Origin of the sequence: Novosphingobium humi (assembly GCF_028607105.1) — a bacterium.
GTDB classification, from domain to species: Bacteria; Pseudomonadota; Alphaproteobacteria; order Sphingomonadales; family Sphingomonadaceae; genus Novosphingobium; species Novosphingobium humi.
This window is the reverse complement of the sequence record NZ_CP117418.1, coordinates 1070114-1083060: the sequence shown is the minus strand read 5'-3', so window position 1 is coordinate 1083060 and position 12947 is coordinate 1070114. Positions and strand designations below refer to the sequence as shown.

Below are 12947 nucleotides of genomic sequence, written 5' to 3'. Positions count from 1 at the left end.
TGAAACGGGGCGGACATCACCGCCCCGCCCTATCCCTTACATGGTGATGCGCGCGCCCACCATCAGCGAGCGGCCGCTCTTCAGATAGGTGTAAACGCGGTTCGAATTGTCGGCCACATTGCCGACATATTGCGAATCGGCCGCATTGTTCAGGTTGACCGCATCGAGCGTGATCGCCGCATTGGGCGTGATGTTGTAGCGCAGCGATGCGTCGATCTGGGTGCGCGGATTATAGCCGCCCAGATCATTGGCATTGGCCGCGGGCAGATCGGTCAGATAGCGGCCATGGTAGGACACCGACACGCGCGCGTCGAATTTCGCATCGGTGTAATAGATGGTCGCATTGGCCGAGTGGCGCGTCAGTTGCGGCAATGTGGCCATGAAAGGTTTGCCGGTGGTGGCGTTGGTATAGGTGGCCGTGCCGTCGGCATAGGTGTAATTGGCCAGAAGCCCGGTGTTTTTCAACAATCCGGGCAGGAAGTCGAAACCGACATTGGCGGTCAGTTCGACGCCCTTCACATTGGCCTGTTGCCCGTTCGAATACCATTGGCGGGTAAAGACATCGCCGGGCGAATTGCTGGTCGTGGCCACGTTGAGCAGGCCAAGCGGCAGGCCGGTCGAGGCATAGGTCGGGTAATCATAGCTGCTGATGATCAGGCTCTCGATATGCTTGTAGAACGGCGTGACGGCCAGCAGCGTGCGGGCCGAGAGGTAATATTCGGCCGAGAGCGAGAGCGAATCCGCGCGGAAGGGTTTGAGATTGGGATTGCCCTGACGGATGATGCGGTTGTTGGCATCGACCGAGCCGGAGATCATCAGATTGCCCAGCGTCGGCCGCGACAGGTTGCGATCGGCGGCAAGGCGCAGCTGGAACCTGTCGCTCAGCCCCCAGACGGCGTTGAGCGAGGGCAGGAGATCGGTATAGCCGCTGCCCTGCGAGACCCAGAGTCCGCCGATATAGCCCCGCGAGGTGATCGCCGTATGCATCACGCGCAGGCCCAGATTGCCGCGCAGATCATGGCCCAGCAGGCTGCCCCGGTAATCGCCCTCGACATAGCCGCCCGAAACCTTTTCGATGATCCGCGCGGTGCTGGCCTGATCCATGGCAAGGGCATAGGAATCGGCATTCATGCTGGAACGCGCATTATTGAGATCGGGCGCCGCCCACGTCGCGGGCAGGCCCGACACGCCCAGCCCATCGGCATAATTATAAGGCATGGTGGTCAGCGCCGTGGCGGGCGCGGAATTGGCTACGCCGCTGGTCACATCCAGTGTGTAATAGCGCTGGTTCAGCATCTGGCGCGTGTAGATGCCGCCGAAATGCAGCTTGATGTGATCGTTGACGTCAAAGTGCAGGTTGAGCTTGGCCTCGGCATTGTTGTGCAGAACATGCTGGGTCTGCAAACGCAGCAGGTTGAAGATATAGCTGTTCGGGCTGGTGATGTCGAAACCATAGGTCAGCACCGGCAGATTGGGGTTCTGGCTGAAATCAAAGCTCAGGGCCGATCCGCCGGCGGTATGGGTCGTGTCGCCGCGGGTGTAATAGATCTCGGTGCGCTGGTTGTCATATTGGGCCATCTGATAGCCAATCAGGGCATCGGCGGTCAGGCGGTCGGTGATGCGCGCCTTGGCGTTGAAGGCGGCCTGATAATAATCGTTGCGTGCCTCATAGCGGCCCGTGTCGGAACGCACCCAGACATTGCCGAAAGTGCCGCTGGTGATCTGATTGCCCGTCACGCCCAGTGCCGACACTGTGGTGCGGCCCAGCGCCCCGCTGTTGTTCCACGAATTACTGTCGAGGTGATATTCATCGCGTGTGTTGCGCAAACGGCCATAAAGCAGGTCGAGATCGAATTGCAGGTCGCTGCTGGGATGGAACTGGAAGGCCGCCGTCACGCCCAGCCGCTTTTGCCGGATGGCATAGAGATCATAGCGCAGATAGCGCGGGAAATAGAGCGTATCGGGATTGGCCGCCCCGGCATTCAGCCGCGAGGTGATCGCCGGATCGACGGAAGGAGAGACATTGTTGAGGTTCCACCCGCCCGTGGCCCAGCGCACGGTCGAAAAGCCCTTTTCCACCACATTGCGCTGTGAATAGGCGACCGAGACGAGCGCGCCCAGCGTGCCTTCCTCGTTGCGCCAACTGGCAAGGCCCGCCACGCGCGGCGCCACATCCTTGGCATAGCTGTTGTAGAAACCCTGACCCGAAAGCGCGAAACGCGGCTTGGCATAATCGAGCGGGCGGGCGGTGTGCAGATCGATGGTGCCGCCGATGCCGCCTTCCTCGACGCTGGCTTCGGCCGATTTGCGCACGTCGATGCGGGTGAAGAGTTCGGAGGCAAACAGGTTGAAATCGAAGGCGCGCGAATTGGATGTGCCCCCGCGCGAGTCAATCGAACCTGAGGTGGAAATGGCCGTCATGCCCGCAACGCGCACCAGCGTGTAATCGGGCGTGAAACCGCGCAGCGAGACCTGCCGTCCTTCGCCGCCCGCATCGCGGGTGATGGCCACGCCTGGCACGCGCTGAATCGCCTCGGCCAGATTGGTGTCGGGAAAGGAAGCGATGTCGCTGGCCAGAATGGAATCGAGCGATACCGAGGCGCGGCGCTTGATATCGATGGCATTTTTTACCGACTGGCCAAAGCCGCGCACGACGATGGTGCCCGCCTCATCGGCTGAGGCCTCCTTGGCCGCGGCTTCTTCGGCAGACGCGGCGGCGGGCATAAGGGCAAGGCCCAGAGCCGCCGCGATGACCATTTGGGAAGGACGAGGAAGATGGTGAACCGAACGCATTGCAAAACCCCTTGCACGATAGTGACGTTGGGGAAGACGCAAGGAGCGGGGAAAGGGGGACAGGGCGCGCGCAAAAATAAATTGCGCCGGATTTCAAGAAATTGTCATGAAATTGCAATAATATAGGTCGGTGTGGCGCGCCCTATCGCCAATGCATGTTGAACAGTGCCAGTACGATTTCAAACGCGATCAAGGCGATGATCGCCAGTTCCAGCCGGAAGGCCCGCTTGTCCTGAATGATGTTGAGCAGCACTTCGGCAAAATCGCCCAGTGCCACGAATTTGCGCTCCAGCACCTCGGCGCGGTCGTCCAGTTCGTGTTCGGCCTCCAGCCGGGCGTAGAGCCGGTCCAGTTCTGGATTGTCCCATAGGACATCGGGGCGCTCGTCGGCCTGCACCTTGGCCATGACCCGGTGGCGGGCGGCCAGAACCTCGCCCACCAATTGCATCGCCTGGCGCACCGGCGCGCGCGTGCGCCCCGTTTCGCGCAGGTCGGACACCAGCGGGGCGATGCGGTCAAACGCCTGCGAAACCAGCACTTCATCGCGCGACAGCACCACGCTGCGCGCCAGCACGATGGCCACCAGCGTGAGGCGCGCCTCATCCCCATCGGCCAGCAGGATCTGCCCATCCTCGCCGATGCGGTCGGTGCCGTGCCGGGTAAGGTTGATCTCGGCGGTTTCCACCTCGATCATGCCCGCCGGATCGCGCAGATAGCGGCCCAGCGCCGCATCGATCCGGTCCGATGGCTCTCCCTTGGCCGTGATCGACACCACCGCGCCATAGCGGAACACAAAGGTCAGCCCCTCGCCCGCCCATGGCGGCAGGCGGCGATTGTCCTCGACCAGCGCGCGCGTGTCGATGCGCCCGGCCAACACTCTTGCGCTGGCCACCAGCCGCCCGGAGGTGGGCAGCGCGCCCAGCATCACGAAATCGGGATGGCCCAGATAGCCGGAGGATGAGGTCGGAAACTCGTCAGCGTTGGCGATCATGCTGTTTTCCCGTCGGGATCTGCGAAAACTGGTGCAAGGATAGGGCCGGAATATAACACTTCCTGCGGCCGGCGCGGATTTATATCCCGGTCCGCGCCGCTCTTTCCATTGGGGATAGAGCGGAAGGCGCATTGTCACCAAGTTTTCGCAAAAGCGCCCTAGCGGCTGCGGTCAGGAGATTGCGCCATGCCCTGTGCCCCGCCCGCCGATGGTCCAGCCGGGGCCGACCTGCCCCCGGCCTGTCGGGTCCGGCGCGAATGCTATGGCACGCTGCTGCGCGGCGGCGGCCAGGTGCCTTTAAAAACCGGGAAACAGGATTGATGCGCAATATGAAGATCGCCGCCCTTGCGGCACTGGCATGGGCCGCCCCTTCGCAGGCTGCGGCCCCCGTGGTGGAAAACGTGGTGGTGCTGATGCGCCACGGCATCCGTCCGCCCACCAAGGACCCCGCCATGCCCGCCGGAACCGCCGCCGCGCCATGGCCGCGCTGGGATGTGCCGCCCGGCTGGCTGACCGCGCATGGGGGCGAAGCGGTGGAGCGGCTTGGCGCGCAGGATGGCGCGTGGCTGCGGCGGATCGGCGTGTTGCCCGCCGCGCGATGCCCGGATGCGGGGCGGGTCCATATCGTGGCCGACAGCGACCAACGCACCATCGCCACCGCCCGGCACTGGGCCAAGGGGGCGCTGACCTCATGCGCGCCTGTCGTCGACCATTTGCCGCAGGATCAGGCCGATCCGCGCTTTGGCCCGCTTTCGGCAGGGCTGTCGCGGATTGATCCGGTCGCGGCGGCGGGCGCGGTCGAACAGGCGGTGGGGCCGCAGGGTCTGGCCGGGATCGACCGCGCCATGGCCCCGCTCTATGGCCGGTTAAACGCGATCCTGTGCGGCGGCGCGACGCCCTGCGGCCTTGGGGCCGAGCCCACGCAGATCCGCCCCGCCACCGAGCAGATCCGCCCCAAATTGTCGGGCATGCTCGACCGGGCCTCGACCGCCGCGCAGATCCTGCTGCTGGAATATGCCGATGGCAAGCCGATGGGTGAGGTCGGCTGGGGCCGGGCCGGGGCGGGCGATATTGCCGCGCTTTCCACCTTCCATGCCGAGGAATTCCGGCTGCTGGCCCGCCCTCGGCCGATTGCGGCGCCCAATCTGGCAGGATTGACGCCGGTCCTGCGCGAGGGGCTGCAAGGGCGCGTCGGGCTGACGCTGATCCTTGGGCATGACACGAATATTGCCAATCTGGCCGGGGTGCTGGGCCTGCACTGGCGGGTTGAGGGGCTGGCCGCCGATGATCCCGCGCCGGGCGGGGCCATCGTGCTGGAGGTGCTGCGGATGCCTTCGGGGCGGCGTCTGGTCCGGGCCGTCTATCGCTCGCAATCGCTGGAGGCGATGCGCAGCGGCAAGGGCGCGGCCCGGCGTCAGCCGATGGATATCGGGGTCTGCCGTCATCCGGTTCGGGGCGGCCTTTGCCCGCTGGGCGAGGTTCTGGGCGCGCTGGAGCCGTAAGCCCGGCGGGCGGCCCTTATAGGTCTGGGGGAGCAGCCCATCGCGCGATGGACTGCTCCCCCCAATGCCGACAGGGTCGGCCCGATGCCTCAGTGGTTTTCCGTAGGTGCCGAGGCGGGCTTTTCCGGATGCGCCGCAGGAGCGCCCACGAAGGTGATCTCGACCCGGCGGTTCTGCGCCTCGCGCACGCCCGGCGCGGTGGGCACCCGCGGCGAACTCGCGCCGAAGCCCTGAACGCTCATGACCTCGCGCGGGATGCCATGGCCGCTCAGATAGGCCTTGACCGATTCAGCCCGGCGCAGCGAAAGTTCCTTGTTATAGGCCTCCGAGCCGCTGCTGTCGGTATGGCCGGCCAGTTGCAGGCTGGCATAGCCGGTCTGCTGATAGGAACTGGTGGCCTTGTCCAGCGTTGCTGCGGCCTCGCTGGTGATGTCGGCCCGGTTCCAGTCGAAGAAGACCAGATAGGGACCGGGATTTTCAACTGCGGCTACCGGCGAATAGGCCATGCTGGGCGGCGGAGGAGGAGGGGGCGCGACATAGGCCGGGTTGACCGAACCATCCGGGCGCAGGCGGCAGGGCCGCCCAAGGGCGTTGTAAACCTTGAAGACTTCCTCGTCCGAGCACATCAATTCGCGCGCGGCATCACGGTCGCCGATGGTCTGGGCCAATTCGCGGGCGTTCAAGCGACGCACGCAATGATGGTCCTGCCATGTCGTGCCGCCCGATGCGCCAAAGCCCAGCACCGAGACGCCCATCGAACTGGAACCCATGCAGGTTTCCGTCAGCGTGGTGGTCAGCGCGGGGGCCATGACGGCCGGTGCGGTCTTGATCGTCTGATTGGCCGGATAGACCGAATTGTTGTTGATGGTCTGGCTGTTGCCTTGGGTCGACTGGTTGGTCGACTGGTTCGAGGAACTCGAACTGGTGGTCGCGTTGGAACTTGACCCAGAGGTGGAATTGGTGCTCGTGATGTTGATCGGATTGGACACCGAATTGGAATTGGAATTGGCGCCTGAGGTCGATCCTGACACGGACCCCGATGTGGTGGTGGTGTTCTGAACCGGATTGGCATTGGCGGCGGCATCCGAACCCGAAACCGCCCCGGCGTTCGAACCCGATGTCGAGGTGCTGGTCTGCGCCAGCGCCATGGTTGGATGGATAGCACCGCTGATCAGTGCGACGGTGCTGATTGCTGTCCAGAGCCTATGCATAGTGATCCTCCTGACTGTGGCTCCGAGCGCCTGGCGCCGCCGGATCCCCCATGAAAGCAAGCGGACGATGATCGGGCAGGCTGCTTGCCCCCCTGCTCGAGCGAACATCGCACAGCGGGGGAGGAGCCAAATCCTCCCCCGCTGCATCGTTCAGACTTAGTGGTGGCCGCTGCTGTAAGCGATCGCACCGGCGCCATAGAGGCCCACCGCGCCGCTGGTCTGGCTGGCCGTGCCATGATAGCCGCTGGTCGACGAGCCGCCGCCCTGCACCACGCCGCCCATGCTGCCCGACGAGGTCGTGGTCGTGGTCGTGCCATGATGGTTGGACAGCGAGGCCGACGAACCTGCTTCACCGCCAGCCAGCACCGCGCCGCCCGCCATCGCACCGCAATGCGAGCCGCCGCAGGAGGTCGAGCTGCCGGCGCCCACGGAGGTCACCGAGATGCTGCCCGCGCCGACGCCCGACTGTGCCATGGCAGGGGCAACGAAGGCCAGGCTTGCGCCCACAGCAAGTACATAGTAAATACGCATGAGGTATTCTCCATATTTGCACGCCATTATTGCGGATGGCGCGCTACCCGCTTCATCCCCTGTTGGGAATTTCTGAAATTTGAGATTTTTTTCTGATCGTGATCGATTTGTTTATTTTTCGACCGATGTCTGGAAAATAGGCGTTTCTCGAAGGGAAGTAATAAGTTTTTCATCCTAAGGGATAGTACGTAGTTAACCTTGGCGGCCGGATGCCCGGCCCGGCCCGCAGGGCGGCGGCTAAATATTCACCATGCTTTGGAAAGTCGGCGGGGCATGTCCGGTTTGCCTTCTGGTCTGGACGGTGGCGGTTCGGAAACGGCCGCGCCGCCGCCGCCAAAATCGGAGTCGCCGATCTTTTTTCGTTAGTCCCGATCGCCAAGAAGGGCGCGCACTATTACTGGGTGATCGACCCGCTGCGCCAATGATCCGCAACATTGCGGAGAGCGGCGCGCGCCAGACTGCTGGCACATGGACGATGATCAGCAAAAAGGACTCGCCATGAGCCACGCACTCATCATCGACGAAAACATGCTTATCAGCCGCGCCATTCAGCGCAGGCTCGAGATGCTGGGCTTTGAATCCTTCGATCTTGTCTGGACCCAGCAGCAGGCTCTGGCCGCAGCCGGGCGCCACAGGCCGGATCTGATCGTCATTGGCGATGATGTCGAAACCGGATGCGCGGTCGAGGCGGCGCGGCGGATCACCGACCATCACGAGGTGCCGGTGTTGATGGTGACGGGCGATTATGCCCGCGCCAGAGAGCGCCTTGAACAGCAGGAGGCGCTGGTCGGCCCCTTTTTGCTCAACGAAATCGAGGCGGCGGTGGAACTGGCCAATACCGGCTGATCCATCCGTCGGGTTCATGCCTGTCATGGAATTGACAACCCGCGGGGGCGAGGAGTTTTCGCATGAACAGTCGCGACAGGAACAAAGGCTTTGCACACAGGCCGTATCCATGGCCGGCCGGATGGTGATCGGCGTGATGCTTTCGGCCATTCCCCGCTATGTCAGCGCCGGTGCCGGACTTGTGCTGGAGGCGACGCTGCATGTGCCTGTTCTGGCGCGCGGCCTTGTCATTTTCGCCCATGGCGGGGGCAGCGCGCGTTTCAGCCTGCGCAACAATCATGTGGCCGCCCGCCTGCGCGCCGATGGGCTGGCCACGCTGCTGCTCGATCTGTTGACGGTTGAGGAGGAAGAGGACCGCAGGCTGGTCTTCAACATTGACCTGCTGGCCTATCGCCTGCGCCTTGCCACCGATTGGGCCGCGCTTCAGCCCGATACGCGCCATCTCCTGCCCTGCTATTTCGGCGCCAGCACGGGCGCAGCCGCAGCCTTTCGCGCCGGGGCGCAGGACGGGCGCATTGCCGCCATCGTATCGCGCGGGGGGCGCCCCGATCTTGCCGGAGCGCGCGCCCTTTCGCGTGTGACGGCGCCCAGCCTGCTGATCGTGGGCGGGGATGACGAGGCAGTGGCCGATCTCAACCTTTTTGCCTTCAACAGGATGCGCTGCAAGCGGGACATCCAGATCATTCCCCGGGCTGGCTATTGCCTTGATGAGACCGACACGCTTGAACAGGTGGTGACGCTGGCCAGCATCTGGTTCCGCCATCACCTTGGGGAGAAGCTGTGACCGGCCTCAAGGTCCTGATGGCTCAGCGGAACGTGTGGCGCAGGATCTGAACAATGGCCCCATTGCGCCGGTTCACCAGCAGCGCATCATTGCCGTAGCGCACCCAGACACATTCCCATGGCGGCGTTCTTAGCGCGAACATCCAGTAATTTTCGACCCAATAACCGCGCGCCCAATAGGCCCGGGGCAGGACATTGCCCACCGCCCAGAGCTGATAATGAAATCCGGGGGGAGGGCTGTAGGTCGAACTCGTGGCCCAAGTGGATGGGGATTGTGAAGTATAGGTCGTGCGCGGCGAGATCCCGGCATGGCTTTCCGAAGTAATGGGCGGCGTCATCGTCTGATGACAGCAGGCCTCATTGTTTCTTTGCGGCGCCGGGCGGCTCGGTTCAACCGTGGATGGCGGCGGGGGCGGCGCGGGGATGGCGGGCCGATAGGTCTCGCCGCGCGGCGGCTGCGCCCAGAGCGGGCCGGAAAACAGCATCAGCCCAAAGGCCAGCGCGAAGGAATAGAGCGAAACCCCTTCCGGTCGCAGATCGCGCTCCGGCCCGGACATGATGATGGATAAAGGCTGTTTCATCGCAGGCATTCCTATCGGGTTGGCCTATTGGGCTGGTGCGTCCACAAACATTGTGTCGCATCAGACTGCCCAAGAACGGAGGTGGGGGATATTGGGAATGTCCCCGATAGGCGGCCGGAAAACCGGCGCTTTTATTTGGCGCGCGGCAGGGTGAAATGAAAGCTGGTGCCGCGCCCTGCGCGGGTTTCCAGCCAGATCTTGCCCTCATGCGCCTCGATGATCGTGCGGCATATCGAGAGGCCCAGCCCCATGCCGTCCTGCTTGGTGCTGTAAAAGGCCTTGAACAGCTGGTCATGCATGCCGGTGGGAATGCCGGTGCCCGAATCGCTGATCGTGACGCGGACAAAGTCGGTGCCGTAGGGATGCGTCTCGATCCGCAGGCGCCTTTCGGGACTGTCGGTCATGGCCTCGCAGGCATTGCGGATGAGATTGACCATCACCTGCTGGATCTGGATCCGGTCGACCAGCACCGCCAGCGCCTCGGGGCCCAGTTCGAAATAGGTGTGGATGCCCTGTTCGCGCGCGCCCATCAGCGCCAGCACGCAGGCCTCGTTGATCAGCGCCGACAGCGTTTCGACCGTGCGTTCGATCGTACCCAGCGTCACGAAAGCGCGCAGGCGCCGCACGATCTGGCCCGCGCGCAGGGCGTTGCGGGCCGCATCATCCAGCGCCTCGCGCATTGCGGCCAGATCCCAGTCCTGCGGCCCGCCCATCAGGTTATGCGCGGACTGAACATAATTGACCACGGCGGCGATGGGCTGATTGAGTTCATGGGCCAGCGTCGAGGCCATCGCCCCCATCGCGCTGACCCTTGCCACATGGATCAGTTCCGATTGCAGCGTTTCGAGGCGTTCCTGCACCTGATGCCGCTCGGTCAGATCCTGAAGGAAGCCGGTGAAAATATGCTGTTCGCCATCGCGCGCCTCGCCGATGGAGAGGGCGACGGGAAAGGTGGTGCCGTCCTTGCGCTGGGCGAAAACCATGCGGCCCTTGCCGATGATCCGCTTTTCGCCGGTCTCCAGATAGCGGCGCAGATAAAGGTCATGGCGATGGGAATCGGGGGCGGGCATCAACATGCTGATATTGCGCCCGATGACTTCGCAGGCATCATAACCGAACAGCGTCTGGGCCGCATCGCTGAAGGAAAGGACCACCCCGCAGGCATCGATCACCACCATGGCGTCGGGCACGGTGGAAATGATTGACGTCAGCAGGCTCTCGCGCGCCATCAGGGCCTTTTCATCGGCCCGCCGCTGCGTGATGTCGGACACGATCTTGGCAAATCCGCGCAGTTTGCCCTGTTCGTCGTAAAGCGTGGTGATCGAATGGGAGGCCAGAAAGGTGGTGCCGTCCTTGCGCTGACGCAGGCCTTCGCCTTCGATGCGCCCTTCGCTGCGGGCCAGCGACAGATCGACCTGACACTTGTCCGTGGCGGGATAGAGGATCGAGGCATCCGCGCCCAGAACCTCCTCCTCCCTCCAGCCAAGGAGCCGCTCGGCCCCCTTGTTCCAGATCGTGATGCGCCCGTAGGGGTCGAGCATATAGATCGCCAGACCGGGCGAGCCGTCGATCAGCAGGTTGAGCTCTTCGGCGGCCAGCGCGAATTGCGCGGCGCGTTTTTGCGCCTCCTGATGGCTGCGGATGAGTTCGCGGCGCAGCGTGTTGGCGATTTCGCCCACCGTGATGATCCCGCCCGCCGTGACCAGAAACACCACCGACTGGGCAATCTCGCCCAGCCCCACGCTTTCATTCTGCGCAAAAAGGAAACCAAAGCCCAGTGAGAGCAGGCTGGCCATGATCGCGGCGCCCGGCCCGCACCACAGCACCGTGATCAGCACCACCAGCGTAAAGGGCGTATAGGCGGCCCTCTCGCCGATGAACGGGTCCATGATCGCGCGCAGCGCAGCCGCGAAGAGCACGCCGATGACCGCTATGCCATAGCGAAACCGGACTGAGTTGTCCCATCCTCCCATTGCGACAGCATCGTCCCCCGATGGGCCGGGCCATGCGGTGAACAGGGCGCAGCGTTTCCGTCCATTTCGGTGAAATTTACATCCGTTTCGGAATTGTATCAATGCCGCGCCCGGACATGGTGGATCGAAACAGGACAGGGCGCCTCTATCGCTGCGGAATTACGCCATCCACCACCGCCGCGCCCTGCGCCAATCGGTCAAGGCATCCTCGGCCTGCCGCAACAGCTTTTTGCGATTCACGCCATCCGCGCGCAGCATGCATTCGAGGTCCGCTGCGATTTGGGCGGCCAAAATGGGGTCCGACTCGGGGGACAGCAAATCGGCAGCCCGCGATGCGACCGCCAGATCGTGGAGTCGGCCCAGCCTGTCCTGCAACTCTTCGAGGCGGGAGGTGAAGGTTTTGCCGCCCGAACGGGGCCAAAGTGAGCGGAAAAAGGCGCAGGAATAGCGCAATTCCTTGGCTTGAATGCGCAGGCGATGGATTTCGCGCCTGCTTAATCGGTCGAGTCGCGGATCAGCGTCCAGCAATGGCGCGTGGCGCTGCGACAGGATGTCGGCCGCAAAGGGGCGCAGCGGCCCGTCGCCGGTCTGGTCCGGTCCATGGTCGACCTCGATCGCATGCGCGGTTTCAAACAGCAGGCGCTGAAACGCGGATGATGCCAGCATGTCTCCGGCCTGATGCGTGGCCTGGGCGAGCGCGCGTTCGACAGCGGCCAGCACGGCCTGCGATCCGGCAAAGCCATCGGCGTCCCGCAGCCGTTGTTGCAGGACATGCAGATCGCGCGCGCGGCCCAGAATGCGCCCTGCCGCTTTGATGCCGGCGTTCAGGCGCGGTCTCTGCGCTTCGGGCAGGCATGGCCTGAAAATCCTGAAGGCAATCCGCATCCTGCGGATAGCGATGCGGCATTGGTGGACCGCTTCGGGATGACCGGTGGCGATCACCAAGGGATAATTGGCCAGCAATTGATACAGGCAATTCCAGCCGATCGCGCGAAAACCCGCCGCCACATTCATGGCCTTGGACAAGACGGGGGGCTGTGCGGCCCTTGCCAGATGGTCGGCCGCGGCGCTGCGCCATGCGCATCGTTTCGACTTGCTGACCACCGACCATTGCAGATCGGGGCCAAGCGGCAGGTCAAGCGCCAACAGCAGCAGATCCGGCAGCCGTCCCTCGACGAGTTCCAGTTCCAGCTCGCACACCGTTTCGACCTGATCCCCGGCGCGCAGGGTGCCGGTATCGAAATCCGCCTCCAGCACCGAGTCGCCCGCCGTCACGGATCGCCGCAGCCGCTTGATCTGGCTGATCGAGGTGGGGGCGATGGTGGCCAGACCCAGAATGTGGTGCAGTCGCGCGCGGATCGGATCGGGAAAGCGTTCAATTTGCGGCAATTTTCCGGTGAGCGGGGTCGTCCATTCCTCGCGATGCACCGTGCCGCAGGGCAGCGACATGGCCTTGGCCGTCTGCTCGTTCTTGCCCGAAGCGGACCGGATGCGCAGGCTGACTCCGGCCTGTTCCAGCAACCTGTCCTTGGTGTCGAAATAGGTGCTGATGAATTGCGCGCTGCGCCCCTTTCCGGCGAGGCGAGGGTGGCTTTGCAGATCCGCCAGCATGGCAGGCGTCGCGCATAGTTTGATCTCGATCTCGACAGGGGCGTTTTTCATGGATGGTTTCGCAATCTCGGGAACGGGGCAGCCGTCTCGTAGGGTCGCGCCTGCACATGCCTTTCAAATAACAG

The 12947-nt window shown here is 63.7% G+C and carries 11 protein-coding genes; 4 read left to right on the top strand and 7 right to left on the bottom strand.

Going from position 1 to position 12947, the window contains the following annotated elements; genetic code table 11:
- Window positions 1–36 precede the first annotated feature (36 nt).
- Both PQ457_RS20680 and PQ457_RS20675 read right to left on the bottom strand, forming a co-directional pair.
- Entirely contained in the window at window positions 37–2793 is a 2757-nt protein-coding gene (locus PQ457_RS20680; RefSeq protein ID WP_273619688.1) for a TonB-dependent receptor, read from the bottom strand.
- Window positions 2794–2935: 142 nt separating this feature from the next.
- The gene (locus tag PQ457_RS20675) at window positions 2936–3784 is read right to left on the bottom strand and encodes an RMD1 family protein (RefSeq protein ID WP_273619687.1); all 849 of its coding nucleotides are present in this window, start codon (window positions 3782–3784) and stop codon (window positions 2936–2938) included.
- A 186-nt stretch (window positions 3785–3970) separates the two neighbouring features.
- Here PQ457_RS20675 and PQ457_RS20670 point away from each other — a divergent pair, with 186 nt between their 5' ends.
- Complete coding sequence (locus PQ457_RS20670; RefSeq protein ID WP_273619686.1) at window positions 3971–4105, top strand: hypothetical protein; 135 nt, start codon at window positions 3971–3973, stop codon at window positions 4103–4105.
- Window positions 4105–5286 (top strand): histidine-type phosphatase, encoded by a 1182-nt coding sequence (locus tag PQ457_RS20665; protein WP_273619685.1) that lies wholly within the window; start codon window positions 4105–4107, stop codon window positions 5284–5286. Before PQ457_RS20670 ends, PQ457_RS20665 begins: the two co-directional genes overlap by 1 nt.
- A gap of 89 nt (window positions 5287–5375) precedes the next feature.
- Here the strand turns inward: PQ457_RS20665 and PQ457_RS20660 are convergent, their stop codons facing one another.
- Entirely contained in the window at window positions 5376–6497 is a 1122-nt protein-coding gene (locus tag PQ457_RS20660; protein ID WP_273619684.1) for an OmpA family protein, read from the bottom strand.
- A 156-nt stretch (window positions 6498–6653) separates the two neighbouring features.
- Window positions 6654–7028: a hypothetical protein gene (locus PQ457_RS20655; RefSeq protein WP_273619683.1), complete on the bottom strand. Its 375-nt coding sequence runs from the start codon at window positions 7026–7028 to the stop codon at window positions 6654–6656.
- Between the two features lie 498 nt (window positions 7029–7526).
- Between PQ457_RS20655 and PQ457_RS20650 the strand changes: the two genes are divergently transcribed.
- Together PQ457_RS20650 and PQ457_RS20645 are read left to right on the top strand one after the other, a co-directional pair.
- Window positions 7527–7874: a response regulator gene (locus PQ457_RS20650; protein WP_273619682.1), complete on the top strand. Its 348-nt coding sequence runs from the start codon at window positions 7527–7529 to the stop codon at window positions 7872–7874.
- Window positions 7875–7983: 109 nt separating this feature from the next.
- A complete protein-coding gene (locus PQ457_RS20645; RefSeq protein ID WP_273619681.1) occupies window positions 7984–8658 on the top strand; it encodes a dienelactone hydrolase family protein in 675 nt (224 codons plus the stop codon).
- 22 nt (window positions 8659–8680) lie between these two features.
- Here PQ457_RS20645 and PQ457_RS20640 read toward each other — a convergent pair whose 3' ends face one another.
- From PQ457_RS20640 to PQ457_RS20630, 3 genes are all read right to left on the bottom strand, one after another.
- Window positions 8681–9238: an RcnB family protein gene (locus PQ457_RS20640; RefSeq protein WP_273619680.1), complete on the bottom strand. Its 558-nt coding sequence runs from the start codon at window positions 9236–9238 to the stop codon at window positions 8681–8683.
- A gap of 131 nt (window positions 9239–9369) precedes the next feature.
- Window positions 9370–11157 carry a PAS domain S-box protein gene (locus PQ457_RS20635; RefSeq protein ID WP_273619679.1) on the bottom strand — a complete coding sequence of 596 codons (1788 nt, stop codon included), beginning with the start codon at window positions 11155–11157 and terminating at the stop codon, window positions 9370–9372.
- 213 nt (window positions 11158–11370) lie between these two features.
- The gene (locus PQ457_RS20630) at window positions 11371–12873 is read right to left on the bottom strand and encodes a CYTH and CHAD domain-containing protein (RefSeq protein ID WP_273619678.1); all 1503 of its coding nucleotides are present in this window, start codon (window positions 12871–12873) and stop codon (window positions 11371–11373) included.
- Between the last annotated feature and the right edge of the window lie 74 nt (window positions 12874–12947).

Excerpts from the sequence above, each read along its gene's own strand:
- PQ457_RS20680 (WP_273619688.1), bottom strand. The coding sequence starts at position 2,793 with ATGCGTTCGGTTCACCATCTTCCTCGTCCTTCCCAAATGGTCATCGCG.
- PQ457_RS20675 (WP_273619687.1), bottom strand. The coding sequence starts at position 3,784 with ATGATCGCCAACGCTGACGAGTTTCCGACCTCATCCTCCGGCTATCTG.
- PQ457_RS20670 (WP_273619686.1), top strand. The coding sequence starts at position 3,971 with ATGCCCTGTGCCCCGCCCGCCGATGGTCCAGCCGGGGCCGACCTGCCC.
- PQ457_RS20665 (WP_273619685.1), top strand. The coding sequence starts at position 4,105 with ATGCGCAATATGAAGATCGCCGCCCTTGCGGCACTGGCATGGGCCGCC.
- PQ457_RS20660 (WP_273619684.1), bottom strand. The coding sequence starts at position 6,497 with ATGCATAGGCTCTGGACAGCAATCAGCACCGTCGCACTGATCAGCGGT.
- PQ457_RS20655 (WP_273619683.1), bottom strand. The coding sequence starts at position 7,028 with ATGCGTATTTACTATGTACTTGCTGTGGGCGCAAGCCTGGCCTTCGTT.
- PQ457_RS20650 (WP_273619682.1), top strand. The coding sequence starts at position 7,527 with ATGAGCCACGCACTCATCATCGACGAAAACATGCTTATCAGCCGCGCC.
- PQ457_RS20645 (WP_273619681.1), top strand. The coding sequence starts at position 7,984 with ATGGCCGGCCGGATGGTGATCGGCGTGATGCTTTCGGCCATTCCCCGC.
- PQ457_RS20640 (WP_273619680.1), bottom strand. The coding sequence starts at position 9,238 with ATGAAACAGCCTTTATCCATCATCATGTCCGGGCCGGAGCGCGATCTG.
- PQ457_RS20630 (WP_273619678.1), bottom strand. The coding sequence starts at position 12,873 with ATGAAAAACGCCCCTGTCGAGATCGAGATCAAACTATGCGCGACGCCT.